Source organism: Hydrogenophaga sp. (genome assembly GCF_035481345.1).
GTDB lineage: Bacteria > Pseudomonadota > Gammaproteobacteria > Burkholderiales > Burkholderiaceae_C > Hydrogenophaga.
This window is the reverse complement of record NZ_DATIGV010000021.1, coordinates 1-21,010: the sequence shown is the minus strand read 5'-3', so window position 1 is coordinate 21,010 and position 21,010 is coordinate 1. Positions and strand designations below refer to the sequence as shown.

Annotated in this window: 14 protein-coding genes and 1 tRNA gene; 7 read left to right on the top strand and 8 right to left on the bottom strand. The window is 72.0% G+C overall.

Annotation, left to right across the window (positions count from 1 at the left end):
* The first annotated feature begins 9 nt into the window (after positions 1–9).
* The 6 genes from glgX to VLG41_RS01855 are packed head-to-tail and all read left to right on the top strand — an operon-like array spanning position 10 to position 12,377.
* The gene (gene glgX / locus VLG41_RS01880) at positions 10–2,142 is read left to right on the top strand and encodes a glycogen debranching protein GlgX (RefSeq protein WP_325347705.1); all 2,133 of its coding nucleotides are present in this window, start codon (positions 10–12) and stop codon (positions 2,140–2,142) included.
* Positions 2,139–3,962: a malto-oligosyltrehalose trehalohydrolase gene (gene treZ, locus VLG41_RS01875; protein ID WP_325347704.1), complete on the top strand. Its 1,824-nt coding sequence runs from the start codon at positions 2,139–2,141 to the stop codon at positions 3,960–3,962. The genes glgX and treZ overlap by 4 nt, the downstream gene beginning before the upstream one ends.
* Positions 3,959–8,875: a malto-oligosyltrehalose synthase gene (treY, locus tag VLG41_RS01870; RefSeq protein ID WP_325347703.1), complete on the top strand. Its 4,917-nt coding sequence runs from the start codon at positions 3,959–3,961 to the stop codon at positions 8,873–8,875. The genes treZ and treY overlap by 4 nt, the downstream gene beginning before the upstream one ends.
* Complete coding sequence (gene glgA / locus VLG41_RS01865) at positions 8,872–10,332, top strand: glycogen synthase GlgA (protein ID WP_325347702.1); 1,461 nt, start codon at positions 8,872–8,874, stop codon at positions 10,330–10,332. The genes treY and glgA overlap by 4 nt, the downstream gene beginning before the upstream one ends.
* A 35-nt stretch (positions 10,333–10,367) precedes the next feature.
* Positions 10,368–11,174 carry a ferritin-like domain-containing protein gene (locus VLG41_RS01860; protein WP_325347701.1) on the top strand — a complete coding sequence of 269 codons (807 nt, stop codon included), beginning with the start codon at positions 10,368–10,370 and terminating at the stop codon, positions 11,172–11,174.
* Between the two features lie 21 nt (positions 11,175–11,195).
* Complete coding sequence (locus VLG41_RS01855; RefSeq protein WP_325347700.1) at positions 11,196–12,377, top strand: hypothetical protein; 1,182 nt, start codon at positions 11,196–11,198, stop codon at positions 12,375–12,377.
* A 44-nt stretch (positions 12,378–12,421) separates the two neighbouring features.
* Here VLG41_RS01855 and VLG41_RS01850 read toward each other — a convergent pair whose 3' ends face one another.
* The 3 genes from VLG41_RS01850 to VLG41_RS01840 are packed head-to-tail and all read right to left on the bottom strand — an operon-like array spanning position 12,422 to position 16,364.
* Positions 12,422–14,770: a xanthine dehydrogenase family protein molybdopterin-binding subunit gene (locus VLG41_RS01850; RefSeq protein ID WP_325347699.1), complete on the bottom strand. Its 2,349-nt coding sequence runs from the start codon at positions 14,768–14,770 to the stop codon at positions 12,422–12,424.
* Positions 14,767–15,822: a xanthine dehydrogenase family protein subunit M gene (locus VLG41_RS01845; RefSeq protein ID WP_325347698.1), complete on the bottom strand. Its 1,056-nt coding sequence runs from the start codon at positions 15,820–15,822 to the stop codon at positions 14,767–14,769. The genes VLG41_RS01850 and VLG41_RS01845 overlap by 4 nt, the downstream gene beginning before the upstream one ends.
* Entirely contained in the window at positions 15,819–16,364 is a 546-nt protein-coding gene (locus VLG41_RS01840; protein WP_325347768.1) for a (2Fe-2S)-binding protein, read from the bottom strand. Before VLG41_RS01840 ends, VLG41_RS01845 begins: the two co-directional genes overlap by 4 nt.
* 95 nt (positions 16,365–16,459) lie before the next feature.
* Between VLG41_RS01840 and VLG41_RS01835 the strand changes: the two genes are divergently transcribed.
* Positions 16,460–17,281 carry a DUF2243 domain-containing protein gene (locus VLG41_RS01835; RefSeq protein WP_325347697.1) on the top strand — a complete coding sequence of 274 codons (822 nt, stop codon included), beginning with the start codon at positions 16,460–16,462 and terminating at the stop codon, positions 17,279–17,281.
* A gap of 34 nt (positions 17,282–17,315) precedes the next feature.
* On the opposite strand, the gene VLG41_RS01830 is transcribed toward VLG41_RS01835, so the two are convergent.
* The 5 genes from VLG41_RS01830 to ureC all read right to left on the bottom strand — a co-directional run.
* Positions 17,316–17,403: transfer RNA gene (locus tag VLG41_RS01830), tRNA-Ser, on the bottom strand.
* Positions 17,404–17,466: 63 nt separating this feature from the next.
* On the bottom strand, positions 17,467–18,135 hold the full coding sequence (gene ureG / locus VLG41_RS01825) for an urease accessory protein UreG (RefSeq protein ID WP_009519959.1): 669 nt from the start codon (positions 18,133–18,135) through the stop codon (positions 17,467–17,469).
* Entirely contained in the window at positions 18,132–18,848 is a 717-nt protein-coding gene (locus VLG41_RS01820) for an urease accessory protein UreF (RefSeq protein WP_325347696.1), read from the bottom strand. The genes ureG and VLG41_RS01820 overlap by 4 nt, the downstream gene beginning before the upstream one ends.
* Entirely contained in the window at positions 18,814–19,377 is a 564-nt protein-coding gene (gene ureE, locus VLG41_RS01815; RefSeq protein ID WP_325347695.1) for an urease accessory protein UreE, read from the bottom strand. The genes VLG41_RS01820 and ureE overlap by 35 nt, the downstream gene beginning before the upstream one ends.
* On the bottom strand, positions 19,377–21,010 hold a 1,634-nt coding region (gene ureC / locus VLG41_RS01810; RefSeq protein ID WP_325347694.1), incomplete at its 5' end, for an urease subunit alpha. The genes ureE and ureC, both read right to left, overlap by 1 nt.

Sequence of the window (21,010 nt, the reverse complement as noted above, 5' to 3'; positions counted from 1 at the left end):
CCCGCCCCCTTGACCCTCATCAAACCCCGCCGCCCTCGCGCCACCCACCACCGCGTGGCCGAGGGCGAAGCCTGGCCCCTGGGCGCCACGCCCGACCGGCACGGCGTCAACTTCGCGGTGCATTCGGCGCATGCCGAGCGGGTGGAACTCTGCCTGTTCGCCGCCGACGGCCGCACCGAGGTGGAGCGCCTCGCGCTGCCCGGCTTCACGCACGGCGTGTGGCATGGCTACGTGCATGGCCTGCGCCCCGGACAGCTCTATGGCCTGCGGGTGCACGGCCCCTACGAGCCGGCGGCCGGCTGGCGCTTCAACCCCGCGCTGCTGCTGCTCGACCCGCACGCCCGCGCCATCGACCGGCCACTCGTCTCCGGGCCCGCGCTGTTCGCCTACCCCCTGGGCCACGACGACCAGGACCTGGCGATGAACGTGAACGACAACGGCGCGCTCGCTCCCAAATGCCGCGTGGTGCGCGGCGCCTTCGACTGGGGCGACGACGAGCCACCGCGCGTGCCGCCGCAGGACACGGTGTTCTACGAGGTCCATGTGAAGGGCTTCACCCAGGCGATGCCCGGCGTGCCGCCCGAATGGCGTGGCACCTACGCCGGCCTGGCCAGCCCGCCGGCCCTGCAGCACCTGCAGGACCTGGGCGTCACCAGCGTCGAGCTGCTGCCGGTGCAGGCCTTCATCGACGACGGCTTCCTGCAGGACGCCGGCCTCACCAACTACTGGGGCTACAACACCGTGGCCTTCTTCGCGCCCGAGCCGCGTTACGGCGGGCCGGACCCGGTGACCGAGTTCAAGGCCATGGTCAAGGCCCTGCACGCGGCCGGCCTCGAGGTGATCCTCGACGTGGTCTACAACCACACCGGCGAGGGCAACCACCTCGGGCCCACGCTCTCGCTCAAGGGCATCGACAACCCGGGCTACTACCGCCTGGCGGAAGAAGCGCGCTACTACACGGACCACACCGGCACCGGCAACACCGTGGACACCAGCAGCCCCACAGCGCTGCGCCTGGTGCTCGACAGCCTGCGCTACTGGGTCACGGACATGCACGTGGACGGCTTCCGTTTCGACCTCGCCAGCGCCCTGGGCCGCGACGCCCAGGGCCGCTTCGATCACCGCTCCCCCTTCTTCGCCGCGCTCGCGCAGGACCCGGTGCTCGCGCGCGTGAAGCTCATCGCCGAACCCTGGGACCTGGGCCCCGACGGCTACCAGGTGGGCGGCTTTCCGCCCGGCTGGATGGAGTGGAACGGGCGCTACCGCGACGCGGTGCGCGACTACTGGCGCAACACCGATGGCAGCCTGCCCGAGTTCGCGGCCGCCCTGTGCGGCGGTGCCGACATGCACAGGCCGCGCCGGCGCCCGCCCTGGACCAGCGTCAATCTCGTGACCGTGCACGACGGCTTCACGCTGCACGACCTCGTCAGTTACGACGGCAAGCACAACGAGGCGAACGGCGAAGGCAACGCCGACGGCGAGGCGCACAACCGCAGCTGGAACTGCGGTGCGGAGGGCCCCAGCGACGACCTGTCCGTGCGGTCCCTGCGCGAGCGCCAGTGCCGCAACTTCCTCGCCACGCTCTTCGCCTCGCTCGGCGTGCCCCTGCTGTTGGGCGGTGACGAAATCGGGCGCACGCAGGGCGGCAACAACAACGCCTACTGCCAAGACAACGAGATCAGCTGGTTCGACTGGGCGCGGGCGGGCGAGCACGCGCCCCTGCACGGCTTCGTGCGCGGGCTCGTGCGGCTGCGCCAGGAACTCGCGGTGCTGCGGCCGCGCGCCTGGCCGGCCGACGGCAACGACGACCCGGGCGGCTGCCCCGCCATCGAATGGCACAGCGTCTGGGGCCAGCACATGACGCCGCAGGAATGGAACAACCCGCAGGTGCGCTGCGTCGCCGCGGTCATCGAGGGCCGCGACGGCGAGGAAGCCGTGCTGCTGCTGTTCAACGCCACGCCGGAGGAGGCCATGTTCACCCTGCCCAAGGAAGCGCCCGAGCGCGAGTGGGCGGTCCGCGTCGATACCCGCACGGCCGAGGTGCCACCGCCCGACGAGGGCCCGGTGGCCTCCGGCGCCCACTGGACGCTGGAGGCGTTCTCCATGGCCGTGCTCACCGCCCCCGCGAAAGGGCCGCAATGAAGCACGCCCACGACATGCCTTTCGGGGCCATGCCGCGCGCGCGCGGCGGCGTGGACTTCCGCCTGTGGGCGCCCGCGGCCACCGGGCCGGCGCTGCTCTGGCAAGACGCCGCCGGCGTCACGCACCGCCAGCGCGCGCGCGCCGCGCAAGAGGGCTTCTGGCACTGCCGCGTCGCGCCGGCCCGCGCCGGCACCACCTACCAATGGGAGGTGGACGGCGGTCAGCGCGTGCCCGACCCGGCCTCGCGCTGGAACCCCCACGGGCCGCTGGGCCCCAGCGTGGTGACCGACCCCTTGGCCTTCGACTGGGACGAGGGCTGGACCGGCCGGCCCTGGCACGACGCCGTCATCTACGAGCTGCACGTCGGCAGCTTCACGCCCGAAGGCACCTTCGAGGCCGCGGCCCGCCAGTTCGAGCGCCTGGCCGCGCTCGGCGTCACGGCCATCGAACTCATGCCCGTGGCCGCCTTCGGCGGCCGCTTCGGCTGGGGTTACGACGGCGTGCTGCCCTTTGCACCGCACGCCGCCTACGGCACGCCCGATCAGCTCAAGGCCCTGGTGCAGGCCGCGCACCGCCTTGGCCTGATGGTGTTGCTCGACGTGGTCTACAACCACTTCGGTCCGCAGGGCAACTTCCTGAACCACTACGCGCCCGCCTTCTTCTCGTCCACGCACCAGAGCCCCTGGGGCGCGGCGCTCAACTTCGACGGACCCGACAGCGCCACCGTGCGGCGCTTCTTCGTCCACAACGCCCTGTACTGGCTGCAGGAGTTCCGCTTCGACGGTCTTCGGCTGGACGCGGTGCACGCCATCGTCGACGCCTCCTCGCCGGACATTCTGCAGCAGCTGTCGGCGCAGGTTCGCGAGGCCACGGCCGGGCGCCATGTGCACCTGGTTCTGGAGAACGAGAAGAACGAGCGTCACCGCATAGCCGGCGCGCCACAGCCGGGTCGCTTCGACGCCCAGTGGAACGACGACTTCCACCACGCGCTGCACGTGCTGCTGACCGGCGAGTCGCATGGCTACTACGGCGACTATGCGGCCGAGCCGCTGGACCTGCTCTCGCGCGCGCTCACGCACGGCTTCGTCTTCAAGGAATCGTCCCGGCGCGAGGGCGGCCGGCGCACCGCCTGCCTGCCGGCGCCGCCGCAGCCCTTGCCCGCCATGGTCAACGCCATGCACAACCACGACCAGATCGGCAACCGCCCCTTCGGCGAGCGGCTGGACCGGCTGGTGCCGCCGCAGGCCCTTGAGCTGGCCCTGCTGCTGACCGTGCTGACGCCGGCCACGCCTCTGCTGTTCCAGGGCGACGAACTCGCCACCGAGCGGCCCTTCCTCTACTTCGCCGATTGGGACGGCGAACTGCGCGAGGCCGTGCGCGCGGGCCGACGGCGCGAGTTCGGCCACGCCGAGACGCCCGAGCGGCCCTTGCCCGACCCGTGCGCGAGCGAGAGCTTCGAGCGCAGCCGCCTGGCCTGGGACGAGGCCTCGCGGCGCCACGGCGCGCCGCGCGAGCGGCTGCTGCAAGCGGCGCTGGCCGCGCGGCGGCGGTGGATCGTGCCGCGGCAGGCGCGTCTCGCGCCGGGCGTTCACAGCGCGCGGCGCGTGGGCGCGAGTGGCCTGCGGCTGTGCTGGCGCTACACCGACGGCGCCGTGCTGTGGCTCGACATCAACCTCGGCGCGGCGCCGGTCGACGACCCCGCGCCCCCGTCGCGCGGACGCTGGCGGCCGGTGTTTCGCCACGCCTGGCCCGATGACGGCCCCGATGGCGGTGCCTGGCCCGCGTGGGCGGCGCGCTGGCGGCTCGGGGAACCCGAATGACCCCCATCCTGTCCGAGCGCGCGCGCGCCGCCGGCATCGCCACCGAGTACACGAGCTTCTGGGGCGAGCCGGTGCAGGTGCCCCCCGGCGTGCTGGAGCGCGCTTTGGCGGCCATGGGCACCGCTTCGGCCGCCCCCGTCCGGACCGAGGTGCTCGCGCCAGGCGAGGCCGGCGCGCTCGCGGCGGACGGGGCCTGGACCCTGCGCGAGGCCGAGGGGGCCGGGCGCGTGCTCGCCTCGGGCGAGGGTTCGCGGGCCACCTTGCCAGCCGGCCTCGCCCCAGGCTACTACCGCTTCGAAGCCCCGGCGGGCGAGGCCTTCGTCATCGTCGCGCCACCGCGCTGCTGGGCGCCGGACGCCCTGCGCGAAGGCGAACGCTGGTGGGGTTTCAGCGCGCAGCTCTACGCGCTGCGCTCGGACAGCAACTGGGGCATCGGCGACTTCGGCGACTTGCGCGAGCTGGTCGACCTGGCGGCGTCGCAAGGCGCGGCCTTCGTGGGCCTGAGCCCGCTGCACGCGCTGTTCGCGCACGCCCCCGAACAGGCCACGCCCTACAGCCCTTCGAGCCGGCTGGCCCTGAACCCGCTCTTCATCGACGTGCCCGGCCTGCCCGAGTTCGCGCGCTGCGAGCCCGCGCAGGCCCTGGTCGCCAGCGCGGCGTTCCAGCGGCGCCTGCAGTCGCTGCGAGAAGCGCCCGAGGTGCGTTACGCGACGGTCGCCGTGGCCAAGCACGAGGTCTTGCGCTTGCTGTGGGCGCAGTTCCGCGCCGACCCCCGCGGCCAGCGCCAGCGCGCCTTCGACGACTTTCGCCGCGAGCGCGATGGCACGCTCGGCCGCCACGCGCTGTGGGAGGCCATCCAGTGCCAGCTGCACGCGGCCGATCCCTCGGTCTGGGGCTGGCCGGCCTGGCCCGAGGCCTTGCAACGGCACGACAGCCCCGCGGTGCAGGCGTTCGAGCGCCAACACGCCGACGAGGTGGCTTACCGGTTCTGGTTGCAATGGGTGGCGCAGGAGCAGCTCGCGCAGGCCCAGCGCCACGCGCGCCGCTTCATGCCGCTGGGCCTGTACTGCGACCTGGCGGTGGGCGCCAACGACGGTGGCTCCGAAACCTGGGTGGGGCGCGAGCTGTTTGCGGCAGGCCTGCGGGTGGGCGCGCCGCCCGACCCGCTCAACGCGATCGGCCAGGACTGGGGTCTGCCGCCGGTGAACCCCGTGGCCTTGCAAGCCGCGCGCTTCGCGCCCTTCATCGAACTCATGCGCGCCGTGATGCGCCACGCCGGCGCGCTGCGCATGGACCACGTGATGGCGCTCATGCGCCTGTTCTGGATCTCGCCCGAGGGCGGCACCTACGTGCGCTACCCGCTGCACGAACTGCTCGCCATCCTCGCCGTCGAGAGCCAACGCCAGCGCTGCCTCGTGATTGGCGAGGACCTGGGCAACGTCGCTCCCGAGATGCGCGAGGCCATGCGCGCGCGCGGCGTGCTGTCCTACCGCACCCTGCTGTTCGAGCGCGCCGAGGACGGCCGCTTTCGTCCGCCGCGCGAATGGCAGCCGCAGGCGCTGGCCGTGCTCAGCACGCACGACCTGCCCACGCTGTCGGGCTTCTGGGCGGGCGAGGACATCGAGACCCAGGCGCGCCTGCGGCTGCTGCCCGGCGAGGACGGCCACGCGCAGGCGGTGCTGGCCCGCGCGCAGGACCGCGCCCACCTGCTGCTCGCACTCGATGGCGAAGGCCTGTTGCCCGAGGGCATGAGCCTGCACCCGACCGCGCTGCCGGACGTCGACCACCGCCTGGGCGCCGCCGTGCACGCCTACCTGGCCCGCACGCCGTGCTGGCTGGCGGCGGTCCAACTGGAAGACGCCTGCGGGCAGCAGCGGCAGGTGAACGTGCCCGGCACCACCGAGGCGGTGCACCCCAACTGGCGGCTGCGCCTGCCCATGCCGCTGTCCTCGATGGCGGCGCTGCCAGGCTTCGTGGCCATCGCGGCGGCCATGCGGGCCGAGCGTGGAGGCCACTCACTGGCCGACGCGGCCGGGGAGCCGCCGCCCCTGGAGAGCGCCGACATTCCGCTGGCCACCTACCGCCTGCAGTTCAATGCCCGCAGCACCTTCGCCCAGGCGCGCGCGGCCGTGCCGTACCTGGCGGCGCTGGGCGTGAGCCACCTCTACAGCTCGCCCTACCTGAAGGCGCGCGCCGGCAGCACGCACGGCTACGACGTCGTCGACCCCACGCGGCTCAACCCCGAGGTCGGCACGGACGAGGAGCACGCGGCCCTGTGCGATGCCCTGGCGGCGCACGGCATGGGCCAGGTGCTCGACATCGTGCCCAACCACATGGGCGTTCTGGGTGCCGACAACCCCTGGTGGCAGGACGTGCTGGAGCACGGCCAGGCCTCGCTGCACGCCAGCACCTTCGACATCGAGTGGGCGAGCGCCGCGCCCGAGATGCGCGGGCGCGTGCTGCTGCCCGTGCTGGGCGACCACTATGGCCGCGTGCTGGAGGCCGGCGAGATCTCGCTGCGTTTCGACGCGGCCGAGGGCCGCTTCGAGGCGGTCTACTGGGAGCACCGGTTCCCCCTTGACCCGCGCGGCTACCCGCAGATCCTGGCCGCCGTGCCCCCACCGGTGCCCGCGCCGGAAGCGGCCGAGGTGCAGTCGCTGCTCGACGCCTTCGGCCGCCTGGCGCCGCGCGACACGCCCGACGAAGCGCAGCGGGAGACCCGACGCCGCGACGCGGCGCTGCACCGCCAGCGGCTGGCGGCGCTCGCGCGCCAGCACGCCTGGCTGCGCGAATGGATCGCCGCCGCGCTGCGCCAGCTACAGGGCCAGCCGGGCGACCCCGCCAGCGTCGACGCACTCGACGCGCTGTTGCGCGCCCAGGCCTTCCGCCTGGCCGACTGGCGCACCGCGGGCGACGAGATCAACTACCGCCGCTTCTTCGACATCAATGCGCTGGCGGCGGTGCGCATGGAAGACCCGGCGGTGTTCGAGGCCATGCACCAGCGCGTGCTGCGCTGGCTGGCCAAAGGGCGCATCACCGGCCTGCGCGTGGACCACCCCGACGGGCTGAGCCGGCCCGGCGAGTATTTCCACCGCCTGCAGGGGCGCCACGCGGCCCTGGCGCGCGCGGCCGGCCGGGAGCCGCGCGCGCTCTACCTCGTGGTCGAGAAAATCCTCGCCGAGCACGAGCCCCTGCCCGAGGACTGGCCCGTGCACGGGGGCACCGGCTACCGCTTCAGCGGCCTGGTCAACGGCCTGTTCGTCGACCCGGCCGCGCAGTCCGCCTTCGACGCGGCGTACGAAGCCTTCACCGGCGACACCACCGGCTACGAGGACACCGTGCGCGAGTGCAAGCGCCACATCATCGAATCGGCGCTCGCGGCGGAGCTGGGCTGGCTCACCGAAACCGGGGTGCGCATCGCGCAGGCCGACCGCCGCGTCTGCGACTTCACCCGCCAGCGGCTGCGCACCGCGCTGGCCGAGGTGGCCACCGCGTTTCCCGTCTACCGCACCTATGTCGACGGGGACGGCGCGAGCGAGGCCGACCGCCGCCACATCGACTGGGCCCTGGCCGACGCGCGCCGCCGCCTCGACCCGTCCGAGGCCGGCCTGCTGGACTTCCTGGGCGCGCTGATGGCCGGGGAGGACGGCCCCGCCCCCGCGTTGCGCCGCCGTTTCGTCGAGCGATGGCAGCAGTTCACCGCGCCGGTGATGGCCAAGGCGGTGGAGGACACGGCCTTCTACCGCCACGTTCGCCTGGCCTCGCTCAACGACGTGGGCGCCGAGCCGCGGCGCTTCGGCGTCTCGCCGGCGGCCTTTCACCACGCGAGCGCGCAGCGCGCGCGCCACCGGCCGCACTGGCTGCTGGCCACGTCCACGCACGACAGCAAGCGCTCGGAGGACGTGCGCGCGCGCCTGAACGTGCTCTCGGAAATGCCCGCGCCCTGGGAGGACACCGTGCTGCGCCTGGACGCGCTCGGTGGTCGGTGGCTGGGCGAACACGAAGGCCAGCCGGCGCCCGGCCCGCACGACCGGTGGGTGCTCTACCAAACGCTCGTGGGCGTCTGGCCCGCCGCCGGTGCGAACGCCGCCGAACGCGAGGGCCTGCGCGAACGTGTGCAGGCCTACATGCTCAAGGCCGTGCGCGAAGCCAAGCGGCAGTCGAGCTGGCTGTGTCCCGACGAGGGCTACGAGCGCGCGCTCGCCGGCTACATCGACGGGGTGCTCTCGCTCGATGGCTTCGTCACCGTGCTGGAAGCATTCGTCGCGTGGGTGGCGCCCCACGGCTTTCGCAACGGCCTGGCGCAGCTTGCGCTCAAGCTCACCGTGCCCGGCGTGCCGGACATCTATCAAGGCTGCGAGCGCTGGTGCTTCAGCCTCGTCGACCCGGACAACCGGCGCCCCGTGGATTTTTCCGCGCTGGCGGCCTCGCTCGAGCGCCTGAGGCCGCTGTACGGCGGCGGACACGTTCCTTCGCGGGCCGACTGGTCGCGCCTGTTGCCCGCCTGCCCTGGCGGCGACCTCAAGCAACTCGTCACCTGGCGCTTGCTGCAACTGCGCCGCGCCTTGCCGGCGCTGATGCGCGACGGTCGCTACCTGCCCTTGGCGCTGGAGGGGGAGGCCGCCCACCACGCCATCGCCTTCGCGCGCTGGCACGAGGGCCAGGCCGTGGTGGTGGTGGCCGCCCGCTTGCTGCGGGGGCTGGCCGCGCGGGGCTGGCAGGACACGCGGCTCCTGGTCGCCGACGCGCACCCTGCGCTGGCGCGCGTGGCGGCCTGGCGCGAATGGATGACCGGTGCCGAGCCCGTGGCGGATGCGCAGGGTGCCCTGCGGCTCGATGCCCTGCTGGGCGACGTCGGCCCGGCATCGGCGCGGCTGCCGTTCGTGGTGCTGGTGTCGGGCGACGCGCCATGAACATTCTCTTTGTCACGCCGGAATGCGCGCCGCTGGCCAAGACAGGGGGCCTGGGCGACGTGAGCGCCGCGCTGCCGCCCGCGCTGGCGCGCCTGGGGCAGGACGTGCGCGTGCTCATGCCGGCCTACGGCGACATGAAGCTCGGCGGTGCGCTCGTGGCGAGCTGGTCGCTGCCCGCGGACGGCGCCTGGCCCGCGGCGCAGTTGCTGCACGTGGAGCGCGTGGACGCCCCTTCGCTGCTGTTGCTGGCCTGCCCGGCCCTCTACGCGCGGGGCGGCACCCCCTACACCGACGCGGGCGGTCGCGACTTTGGCGACAACGCCTTGCGCTTCGGCCTGCTGGCCCGCGTGGCCGCGCTGCTCGGCACGGCGGCCTCGCCGATCGGCTGGCGGGCCGACGTGGTGCACGCGAACGACTGGCCCTGCGGGCTGGCGCCGCTCTACCTGCGGCAGGCCCGCGCCACCGACGGCGCGCCGGTGGCGGCGAGCGTGCTCACGGTGCACAACCTGGCTTTCCAGGGCCTGTTCCCGCTCACGGCCTGTGAGGCGCTCGGCATCGCGCCCGCGCACCGCCGCATCGATGGCGTGGAGTTCTGGGGCCAGGGCTCCATGCTCAAGGCGGGGCTGCAATTCGCCGACGCCATCACCACCGTGAGCCCGCGCTACGCGAGCGAGATCCAGACCGAAGCCGAAGGCTTCGGCCTGGACGGCGTGTTGCGCGCGCAGGCCGCGCGGCTGCAGGGCATCCTCAACGGCATCGACACCACGGTCTGGAACCCCGCCACCGACCCATTGATCACCGAGCGTTACGGCATCGGGCGTCTGGAGGCGAAGGCGATCAACAAGACGGCCCTGCAAGCGGCCTGTGGCCTGGAGCCCCGGCGCGAGCGCCTGCTCTTGGGCCACGTGGGTCGCCTCACCGGCCAGAAGGGGGTGGACCTGATCGCCGGCGGCGCCGACGCCATCGTGCGCGGCGGCGCGCAACTGGTCGTGCTGGGCAGCGGCGAGCCCGCGCTGCAGGCGGCGCTGTCGCAGGCCGCCGCGCGCCACCCGGCTCACATCAGCGTGCACCTGGGCTTCGACGAAACCCTGGCCCACCAGATCGTGGCCGGTGCCGACGCCTTCCTCATGCCCTCGCGCTTCGAGCCCTGTGGCCTCACGCAGATGTACAGCCAGGTCTACGGCACGCCGCCCATCGTCACGCCCGTGGGCGGGTTGGCCGATTCGGTCAACGACGCGGCCGCGGGCGGCGGGGGTTTCCTCATGGCGGCCGCCACGCAGGCGGCCTTCGACGAGGCCGTGGCGCGCGCCACGGCGGCCTGGGCGCAGGCACGGCGCTGGCGCGGCATCCAGCGCGCGGGCATGGCGCGCGACTTCGCCTGGGATGCACCCGCGCGGGCCTACCTCGAGGTCTACGGGCGCGTCGCGCCGGACACGGGTATGCGCCTTGCCCGATAGCTCGCTCCTTCCACCCACGAACCCAAGGAGCCTCCATGCAAGCCACCACCACCGGCGCCAACCGAACGGGCGAGGCCGTATCGCCGAAAGGCGTGCAAGCCATGACCGAAGCCGTGCTGCGCTACAGCCCGCCCACCTTCATCGACACCTCGGCCAGCGACGAGGACCACGCGCGCTACATCGCCGAGGCCGAGGCCATCGGCTCGGTGCCTCCGCCAGCCTCGCTCAAGGGCAGCGTCAAGACGGGGATGGGCAAGCTCATGGGCGAGCGCCCCGAGTTGCTGCTCGACAAGATCGGCGAGCGCATCGCCTTCGAGCGTGGGGGCACACGCCTCTACGACGCCCTCATCGTCAAATACCAGGCCGCGGTCGACGCCGACGCGGAACTGCCCTCCGTGGCCGAGGCCATGGCCGCGCAAGGCGAGCAGGGCGCCGTGCTTGAAACCTTACAGCAGGAAATGCCGATGCAGACGCTGCAGCGCATCCGCGACGAAGAGCTGCAGCACTTTCACCTGCTCTGCCAGGCCATGCGGCGCCTGGGTGGCGACCCCACGGCGCAAACGCCCTGTGCGGACGCGACCGCGACCGCCAATGCCGGGATCATGCAGGTGATCACCGACCCGCGCACCACCCTGGCCCAGTCGCTGAACGCACTGCTCACCGCCGAGCTGGCGGACAACGCCGGCTGGGAACTGCTGATCCAGCTCACCGAGCAGGCGGGTGAGGACGAGCTGACGGGCGTCTTCCTCGGCGCGCTCGCGCAGGAGGCCCGGCACGCACAGATCGTGCGGCACTGGTTGAGCGCGCTCTTGAGTGCCGAGCGCAGCTCGGTGCTCGTCTGACACTTCACCAGGAGAACCGACATGAGCCTCAACCTCTTCCAAGACAAGGGCATGGCCCTGGACCGCCAGCGCATGAGCTGGAAGGACATGGTCGGCAAGCCGATCAGCAAGCTCGACGACGACGCCTTCACGCGCGTGCGCATCATCCTCATGAACGGACTGGAGCTCGATTCGCTGCGCACCAAGCAGGTGGCGTTGCGCATGAACGCCGCCGCGCGCCCGCTGCTCGCGCAGCTCATGCGCGTCGAGCAGCACCAGGCCACCACCATCAACTGGCTGCTGGGCGCCGACCACTCGCCGCTGGAGACCACCATCGGCTACGAGCAGACCGCCATCGAAGTGACGGCCTCGGTGGCCCAGCTCGAACCCGACACCTACCTGGCCCAGGGCTACCGCTACGCGCTGCTCGAGGACTTCGACCACCTCTACCGCTACAGCGCGCTGCTCGACCGCCTGGAGGGCAAGGACGCGAACAACATCACCCAGGGCTACACCGACATCGTGCCGGCGCGCGAGACCTGGTTTCACCACCGCTCGCCCGAACACGACCTGCTGGAGCCCTACGGCCCCGACGCCGCGCTGGCCACCAAGCTGCACGCCCTCACGCTCACCGGCGGCGAATACCAGACGCACGACTACTACATGAACATCGGCCCGGTGTTCGCCGACCCGCTCGCGCGCCAGCTCTACGCGGAGATCGCCTCGGTCGAGTCGCAGCACATCACCCACTACGGCTCCATGCTCAATCCCATGGAGTCGCCGCTGGAGAAGCTGCTCATCAGCGAGGCCTGCGAGGTGTGGAACTACGCGGGCTGCGCGGCGCAGGAAACCAACCCGCGCGTGCGCGCGATCTGGGAGCGCTTCCTCGACTACGAGCTCGGCCACTTCCAGCTCGCGCTGCAACTGTTCAAGGACAACGAACGCCGCGACCCGGCCGAGGTGCTGGGCGACGGCGCATTGCCGCCCTTCATCCAGTTCCAGAGCCAGCGCGACTTCGTGCGCCAGGTGGTGGAGCAGGAAACCGGCCTGCGCAAGGACGGCACGCAGTACGTCGGCACCGAAGCCGAGGGCAAGAGCTCGCTGGTCTACCGCGACGCCGTCAACGCCGGCGGTTCGCCGTCGCGCACCGTCTCGGCCACCTACTCCTGGACGTCCGGCACCGAGCTGATGCGCGAGCCGGGCGAACTTGAACTGGCGGCCTGAGCCTCGGCGGGGCCCGCTGGCCGGCGCGCTCCGCCCATTGCCCCTCAGCGCGGCACCAGGGGAATGCCCACCGCGCTGTCGCCGGCGGCCCAGTCGGGGCCCGGTGCCATGATCTTGTCGGGCGTCATCGGCGTGGAGCGCAAGCGCCGGCCCGTGGCGTGGAAGATCGCGTTGCTCACGGCCGCGGCGACGCTCACGATGCCGATCTCGCCCACGCCCTTGGCGCCCAGGCGGGGACTGACGATGCGGTCGTCCTCCTCGACGAAGATCACGTCGATGTCGTGGATGTCGGCGTTGGCGGCGACGTGGTACTCGGACAGGTTGTGGTTCATGAAACGGCCCAGGCGGTGGTCGGTGTGGGTCTCTTCGTGCAGCGCCTGGCTGATGCCCCAGACCACGCCGCCCGTCACCTGGCTGGCGGCCAGTCGCGCATTCATGATGCGGCCCGCCGCCACGGCGCTCACGATGCGCGTGACCCGCGCGACGCCCAGCGCCTCGTCCACCCGCACTTCGCAGAACACCGCGGAGTGCGTGGCCCGCGTGTAGCGCTTCTGCCGCAGCAGGTTCGGCAGCATCAGGTAGCGCTCCTCGACGCGGTCCACTTCGGCGGCGGCCAGCAGCGCGGGCAGCGGCGTCGAGGCCCGCACCGCGCCGGTGTCCGCGTCCATCCACTCCATGGCACCGCCGCGGAACCGCAGGTCCTTGAAGCGGGCCTTGGCGAAGGGCGAGTCGGGCAGGGCGTGCGCAAACCGCAGCAGCGTCTTCTGCAGCTTCTCGCACACCCCTTCCACGGCGGAACCCACGGTCGCCACGTGCGAGGAGCCGCCTTCCACGGGCGCCACCGGAAGGGTGGAGTCGCCCAGGCGGAACAGCACCCGCTCCATCGGCAGGCCCATGGCCGCGGCGGCGATCTGCGCCATCACGGTGTAGGTGCCGGTGCCGATGTCGCTGGCGGCGCTGCTCACGATGAGGCTGCCGTCGGCGCGCAGCTCGGCGTGGGCGCGGGCGAACATCTGCATGGCGTCCCACTGCCCGGTGGCCATGCCCCAGCCGATGAGCTCGTCGCCCTGGCGCAGGGACCGCGGCGCCAGCGGCCGGCCAGCCCAACCGAAGCGCGCCGCGCCCTGCTCGTAGCAGGCCTTGAGCGCCTTGGTGGAGTAGGGCAGGCCGGTGGCGCCATCGCGCTCGGCGAAATTCTTCAGCCTCAGCGCCAGCGGGTCCATCTGCAGCGCATGGGCCAGCTCGTCCATCGCCACCTCCAGGGCGTGCATGCCGTGCGCGGCGCCCGGGGCGCGCATGTCGATGGGGCTGTAGTGGTCCAGCCCGACCAGGCGGTAGTCGAGCTTCACGTTGTCGCAGGCGTAGAGCTGACCCGACCAGTTGACCACCACCTCCGCGTAGTCCTCGAGCCGCGAGGTCTCGGCAATGGCCTCGTGCATCACCGACCGAAGGTGGCCGTGCGCGTCCGCCGCCAGCCGCACGCGCTGCCAGGTTTCGGGCCGGTGGCCGAAGGTGAACATCTGCTGGCGCGTCAGCACCACGCGCACCGAGCGCTTCAGGCGCAGCGCCGCCATCACGGCCAGCACCAGGTTGTACTGCGGGCGCAGCCCCGAGCCGAAAGCGCCGCCGACGAAGGCGTTCTTCACCGTCACCTGATGACGCGACAGGCCAAAGACGTGCGAGACCAGCCAGCGGCAGTTCTGCGGGCCCTGCGTCTTGTCGTGGATGGTCAGGTGGCCGTCCTCACCGCGCAGCACGGTGGTGGCGTGCATCTCCATCGGGTTGTGGTGCTCAACGCCCGCGTGGTACTGGCTGTCGACCTTGACAGCCGCCGCATCGAAGGCCGCCTGAGCGTTGCCCTTCTCCTTCGGTGGCGGCGAGAAGCCGGCCTTGAGGCGGCTGGGCTGGTGCGCGCGCTGCAGATGCGACAGCAGCCGCGTCTCGTGCGGCTCGGCGTCGGCGTCCACGCGCACCAGTGAGGCGGCGTAGCGCGCGGCCTCGAAGGTCTCGGCCAGCACCAGCGCAATGGGCTGGCCGCTGTACAGGATGCGATCGCTGTGGAAGGGCTTGAACGGCGACCCGGCCGGGGCGGTCATGTCCTTGTAGAAGAGGTCCAGCTTTCGCATGCGAGGCCGGTTGCGGTGCGACAGGATCTCCAGCACGCCGGGCACCGCCAGGGCGTCGTCCAGATGAAGGGCGGTGATGCGGCCCCGGGCGATGGCGCTGTTGACGACCACGCCGTGGACCAGGTCAGGCGCCGCGTGCTCGGCCGCGTAGCGCGCGGCCCCCGTCAGCTTGGCGCGGGCGTCCACGCGTGGCACGGGGTCGCCTTTGGCCACCGGGCCGGTGCCCGGCTCGGCGACGGGCTGGGCGTTGTCGGGGCGGCCGTTCACGCCAGGTTGCCTCCCGTGTGGGACACGGTGCCGCGCGCGGCCGTCTGCAGCGCCCGCACGATGGCGCGCTGCGCCATGGGGATCTTGAAGGCGTTGCTGCCCACGCCCCGGCCGTGCGGCACGGCACCCTGCAACAGCGTGGTGGCGGCGCGCTCGAACGCGGCGGTCTCGGGCGCCTGGCCCTGCAGCAGCGCCTCGGCGCCGATGTCGCGCCAGGGCTTGTGCGCCACGCCGCCCAGGGCCAGGCGCGCACCGCGAATGCGCCCGTTCGGCCCCAGGTCCAGGGCCGCGGCCACCGACACCAGCGCGAAGGCATACGACTGCCGCTCGCGCAGCTTCAGGTACACCGAATGCGCCGCGTACTGCCGCAGCGGCGCGATGGCGATGTATTCGATCAGTTCATCCGGTGCGAGCGTGGTGTCCTGCTCGGGCCGATCGCCCGGCAGGCGGTGGAAGTCGGCGAAGGCGATGTCGCGCTCGCCGCGCGCCGAGCGCACGTGCACCACCGCGCCCAGCGCCGCCAGCGCGACGCACATGTCGGACGGATGCACGGCCACGCAGTGCTCGCTGGCGCCCAGGATCGCGTGCTGCCGCGCCAGGCCCTCGCGCGCCGGGCAGCCCGTGCCGGGCGCGCGCTTGTTGCAGGGCGTGTGCGCGTCATAGAAGTAGTAGCAGCGCGTGCGCTGCAGCAGGTTGCCGCCATTGGTGGCCATGTTGCGGATCTGCGCAGAGGCCCCCGCCAGGATGGCGCTCGACAACAGCGGCAGGTTCTCGCGCACCGCCGGGTGGTAGGCCGTGTCGGCGTTGCGCGCCAGGGCGCCCAGCCGAAAGCCCCCGTCGGGCAACTCCTCGATGGCGTCCAGCGGCAGGCCGTTGATGTCGACCAGGTGGCTGCAGCGCATGAGGTTGTCCTTCATCAGGTCCAGCAGGTTCGTGCCGCCTGCGAGGAACTTCATTTCCACGGCAGAGGCGTCAGCCGGCGCGGGGGCGGCCGCGGCCTGCGCGAGCGCGGCCGGTGTGTCGGCGGCCTTCGTGTAGGCGAAGGGGTTCATGCGGGCACCGTGCCGGTGACGATGGGCTGACGGGCCCGTTCGCTCTCGTGCGGCGGGGCGCCCAGCGCCACGTCGGCCACGGCGCGCGCGATCTGCACGTAGGCGCCGCAGCGGCAGATGTTGCCGCTCATGAGCTCGCGCACCTCGTCGAGGCTGCTCGCCTGGCCTTCGTTCACGAGCCCGATCGCCGAACACACCTGGCCTGGCGTGCAGTAGCCGCACTGCAGCGCGTCGTGCTCCAGAAAGGCGAGCTGCATGGGATGCAGCACGTCGCCCCGCGCCAGCCCTTCGATCGTGGTGATGTCCGAACCCTCGTGCATCACCGCCAGTTGCAGGCAGGACAGAACGCGCCGCCCGTTCACCAGCACCGTGCAGGCCCCGCACTGGCCGTGGTCGCAACCCTTCTTGGTGCCGGTGAGCTGCAAGCGATCGCGCAACAGGTCCAGCAGCGTGACCCAGGCATCCACTATGGCGGTGTGCGCCTGTCCGTTGATGCGCAGCGACAGCGGGTGGGGCGCGGCGGCGGGTGGCGTGGCGTTCATGGGCGGGTTCGGCAATCGGCGTTCCCTCGCGTGGCGCGTGGCGGTGGGCATATCGCTTGCCTCGTGTTCGCCCGATTCGCGCGCAGGGGCACCGCATGGACACCGACCACCGTCACGACGAAGCGCCCACGCGCGCGGGCGCGCTCACGCCCTTGAAGCTGCCGGGTTTCCTGCTCGGGGTGTCCCTGGGCGGCTTCTTCGATGGCGTCCTGCTGCACCAGATCCTCCAATGGCACCACCTGCTCTCGGCCGTGCAGGCCGCGCAAGACCTGCGAACGCAGTTGCTGGCGGACGGCCTGTTCCATGCCCTGATGTACCTGCTGGCGGTGGCGGCCTTGTGGGGGCTCTGGCGTCGGCGCGCGGCACTGGGGCGCGCCGGGGCCGGGGCCCTGCTGGGGGGCATGGCCTTGACGGGTTTCGGCGCCTGGCACGCGCTCGACGCCGTGCTCTCGCACTGGCTGCTGGGCATCCACCGCATCCGCATGGACTCGCCCCACCCCCTGCTGTGGGACCTGGGCTGGTTGGTGGTCTTTGGCCTGGTGCCTCTGGTGATGGGCGCCTGGGCTTTGCGCCGGCGCGGCCCACCGGGCAGCGGCGGCGGTCGCGCCGCGGCGGTCTCGCTCGCCCTGGCCGCTCTGGTGGCGGGGCCGCTGGCGGCGCGCGCGCCGCAAGGCGCCGATCAGACCGTGGTGCTGTTCGCGCCCGGTGTGAGCGCGGGCCAGGCGCACCAGGCCCTGGCGGCGGCGCAGGCGCGCATCGTCTGGGTCGATGGGTCGGGAGGGGTGTGGGGCGTCGCGCTGGACGATCCGTCGGCGCGGTGGGCGCTGTACCGGCGGGGAGCGCTTTGGGTCGGCCAGGGGGCGCTCGCGGGGGGCTGCGTGTCGTGGACGCGGCGGGCGGCGGCGCCTCGGGTCTGAGGTGGTTACCGCGTGACGGCGTCGGCTCGACAAGTGGCGGAGACGGTGAGATTCGAACTCACGGACCCTTGCGGGTCGGCAGTTTTCAAGACTGCTGGTTTAAACCACTCACCCACGTCTCCGCAGAGACCGGGATTCTAGTGCGGCGCGTTCGCGGGCGGGGCGACGCCCTCGGCCCTCGGCCTTCAGGCCGGTTGCGCCGCCTTCAGCAAACCCCGCGTCTCGATGAAGCGCACCACCTCGTCCACGCCCGCCAGCGTCTTGAGGTTGGTCATCACCCAGGGCCGGCGCTGCGCGTCGGGGCGCATGCGCGCGGTGTCGGCCTTCATCACCTCCAGGTCGGCGCCCACGTGCGGCGCCAGGTCCGTCTTGTTGATGACGAAGAGGTCGCTCTTGGTGATGCCGGGGCCGCCCTTGCGCGGGATCTTCTCGCCCGCGGCCACGTCGATCACGTAGATGGTGAGGTCGCTGAGCTCGGGGCTGAAGGTGGCGGCCAGGTTGTCGCCGCCGCTTTCGACGAAGACGATGTCGGCGTCGGGGAAGCGCTCCAGCATGCGGTCGATGGCCTCGAGGTTGATGGAGGCGTCCTCGCGGATGGCGGTGTGCGGGCAGCCGCCCGTCTCCACGCCCAGGATGCGATCGGCCGGCAACGCGCCGCTCACGGTGAGCAGGCGCTGGTCTTCCTTGGTGTAGATGTCGTTGGTGATGGCGATGAGGTCGTAGCGCTCGCGCATGGCCTTGCAGAGCATTTCGAGCAGGGTGGTCTTGCCCGAGCCCACGGGGCCGCCGATGCCCACGCGCAGTGGGGGCAGGGGCTTGGTGCGGTTGGGGATGTGGTGCAGCGGGGTGCTCATGATCGGAACAGGCGTGAATACTGGGTTTCGTGGCGCGCCGAGAGGATGGCGAGCATGGGGGTGAAGGCCTGGCGCTGGTCGTCGCCGCCGCGCGCGATGGCCTCGTCGACGGCGGCGGGGATCTCGCCCACCAGGCGCGCCAGCAGGCGCTGGCCCGTGCCCTGGCCCAGCGGCACGGCCTTGATGGCGGCCTGCACCATGTTCTCGGCCCAGCCGAAGGCCAGGCCGATCACGGCCTCGCGCACGGTGGCCTCGCCCTGCGCCGCGGCGCAGGCCGCGGCCACGGGCCAGGTGGGCGGGCTCAGCGCGGCTTCGCTCAGGGCGGCGTGCACGGCCGTGCCGTGTTCGCCCAGGGCCTGCGCCCAGGCGAGCAGGGACTTGCCCATCTGCTCGCTCTGCAGGCGCAGCTCGCTGGTCTCGCGCGTGGTGAGCACCCATTGGTTCAAGGCGCGCACGCGGTCCAGTTCGCGCGCGCGCCACGCGGGGATGGCCTCGGCCATCACGGCCAGGTCGCTGCGGGCCTGGCCCAGGTGCAACTGGTCGATGAGCCAGGTGGCCACGCTGGCCTCGTCGCTCGCCAGGCCGGCGTCGATGGCCGCCTCCAGGCCTTCGGAGTACGAGAAGCCGCCCACGGGCAGGGCGGGCGAGGCCAGCCACAGGGTGCGCAGCAGGCCCGCGTCAGTGGTCGTGCGAATGGCCGTGTTCGTGGTCATGGTGGTCGTGGCCGTGCCCGTCACCGTGTGCATGGCCATGCGAGTGCCCATGCCCGTGCCCGCTGTGGCTGGCGTAAGCCCCGCCCTCGGGTTCGAAGGCTTCGCTCACCTCGGCCACGTCCAGGTGCATGGCGCGCAGCATCTCGGCCAGCACGTGGTCGGGTTCGATCTTCAGGTGGTCGGGCTTGAGCTCGATCGGCACGTGCCGGTTGCCCAGGTGGTAGGCGGCGCGCATCAGGTCGAAGGCCTGCTCGGCCAGCGGGTGCGCGGGGCAGGCGGTGATCCGCAGCACGGGCTGCGGCGCCGCGATCACGCGCACGAGTTCGCCCTCGGCGGTGAGCAGCACGTCGCCGCCGCGCACGAGGCTGCCGCGCGGCAGGAAGACGGCGAGCGCGCGGCCATCGCTCAGGCGCGCGTCGAAGCGGCTCTTCTGGCGGATGTCCCAGTCCAGCTCGACCGTGGGCGCGCGCTTGAGCAGCACGGGCGCCAGGCCCTTGCCACCGGCGATGAGTTTCGAGGCTTGTTGCATCAGAAGAGGAAGTAGCGCTGCGCCATGGGCAGCACGCTGGCGGGCTCGCAGGTGAGCAACTGGCCGTCGGCGCGCACGCTGTAGGTCTGCGCGTCGATCTCCATGGTGGGGAGCCAGGCGTTGTGCACCATGTGCGTCTTGTTCACGCCGCGGCACCCCGTCACGGCGGCCAGCGTCTTCTTCAGGCCGTAGCGTTCGCCCACGCCCGCGTCCAGCCCGGCCTGCGAGACGAAGCTCAGGCTGCCGCGCGCCAGCGCGCCGCCGTACGAGCCGAACTGCGGGCGAAAGTGCACCGGCTGCGGCGTGGGGATGGAGGCGTTCGGGTCGCCCATGGCCGCCAGCGCGATGCTGCCGCCCTTGAGCACGATGAAGGGCTTGACGCCGAAGAAGGCCGGCTTCCACAGCACCAGATCGGCCCACTTGCCCACCTCCAGCGAGCCCACGATGTGCGAGATGCCGTGCGCAATGGCCGGGTTGATCGTGTACTTGGCGATGTAGCGCTTGACGCGGAAGTTGTCGTTGCGCGCCGAGTCTTCGGGCAGCGTGCCGCGCTGCAGCTTCATCTTGTGCGCCGTCTGCCAGGTGCGCATGATCACCTCGCCCACGCGGCCCATGGCCTGGCTGTCGCTGCTCATCATGCTGATGGCGCCCAGGTCTTGCAGGATGTCCTCGGCCGCAATCGTTTCCTTGCGGATGCGGCTCTCGGCGAAGGCCAGGTCCTCGGGGATGGCCGCGTCCAGGTGGTGGCAGACCATGAGCATGTCGACGTGCTCGTCGAGCGTGTTCACGGTGTAGGGCATGGTGGGGTTGGTGGAGGAGGGCAGGAAATTCTTCTCGCCCACCACGCGCAGGATGTCGGGCGCGTGGCCACCGCCCGCGCCTTCGGTGTGGAAGGCGCAGAGCGTGCGGCCCCTGGTCGCTTCGATCGTGTTCTCCACGAAGCCCGACTCGTTGAGCGTGTCGCTGTGGATGGAGACCTGCGTGTCGGACTCTTCCGCCACGGCCAGGCACTGGTCGATGGCCGAGGGCGTGGTGCCCCAGTCCTCGTGCAGCTTGAGGCCGATGACGCCGGCGTCGATCTGCTCGCGCAGCGCGTCGGGCCGGCTGGCGTTGCCCTTGCCCAGGAAGCCGATGTTCATGGGCAGGCCGTCGGCCGCCTGCAGCATGCGTTCGATGTGCCAGGGCCCGGGCGTGCAGGTGGTGGCGAAGGTGCCCGTGGCCGGGCCGGTGCCGCCACCCAGCATGGTGGTCACGCCCGAGGCCAGGGCCTCGTCCACCTGCTGCGGGCAGATGAAGTGGATGTGGCTGTCGATGCCGCCGGCCGTGACGATCATGCCTTCGCAGGCGATGACCTCGGTGCCCGGGCCGATGACGATGTCCACGCCCGGCTGGGTATCGGGGTTGCCGGCCTTGCCGATGGCGGCGATGCGGCCGTCCTTCAAGCCGATGTCGGCCTTCACGATGCCCCAGTGGTCGACGATGAGCGCGTTGGTGAGCACGGTGTCCACCGCGCCTTGCGCGCGCGAGCGCTGGCTCTGCGCCATGCCGTCGCGGATGGTCTTGCCGCCGCCGAACTTCACCTCCTCGCCGTAGCCGCCGGCGGCCAGGGTGAAGTCCTTCTCCACCTCGATCA

What these genes read in the sequence shown, in the direction of transcription:
- VLG41_RS01835 (WP_325347697.1), top strand. Translation starts at nt 16,460, where the DNA reads ATGGACACCGACCACCGTCACGACGAAGCGCCCACGCGCGCGGGCGCG.
- ureG (WP_009519959.1), bottom strand. Translation starts at nt 18,135, where the DNA reads ATGAGCACCCCGCTGCACCACATCCCCAACCGCACCAAGCCCCTGCCC.
- VLG41_RS01840 (WP_325347768.1), bottom strand. Translation starts at nt 16,364, where the DNA reads ATGAACGCCACGCCACCCGCCGCCGCGCCCCACCCGCTGTCGCTGCGC.
- VLG41_RS01845 (WP_325347698.1), bottom strand. Translation starts at nt 15,822, where the DNA reads ATGAACCCCTTCGCCTACACGAAGGCCGCCGACACACCGGCCGCGCTC.
- glgA (WP_325347702.1), top strand. Translation starts at nt 8,872, where the DNA reads ATGAACATTCTCTTTGTCACGCCGGAATGCGCGCCGCTGGCCAAGACA.
- VLG41_RS01860 (WP_325347701.1), top strand. Translation starts at nt 10,368, where the DNA reads ATGCAAGCCACCACCACCGGCGCCAACCGAACGGGCGAGGCCGTATCG.
- ureE (WP_325347695.1), bottom strand. Translation starts at nt 19,377, where the DNA reads ATGCAACAAGCCTCGAAACTCATCGCCGGTGGCAAGGGCCTGGCGCCC.
- treZ (WP_325347704.1), top strand. Translation starts at nt 2,139, where the DNA reads ATGAAGCACGCCCACGACATGCCTTTCGGGGCCATGCCGCGCGCGCGC.
- treY (WP_325347703.1), top strand. Translation starts at nt 3,959, where the DNA reads ATGACCCCCATCCTGTCCGAGCGCGCGCGCGCCGCCGGCATCGCCACC.
- VLG41_RS01820 (WP_325347696.1), bottom strand. Translation starts at nt 18,848, where the DNA reads ATGACCACGAACACGGCCATTCGCACGACCACTGACGCGGGCCTGCTG.
- VLG41_RS01855 (WP_325347700.1), top strand. Translation starts at nt 11,196, where the DNA reads ATGAGCCTCAACCTCTTCCAAGACAAGGGCATGGCCCTGGACCGCCAG.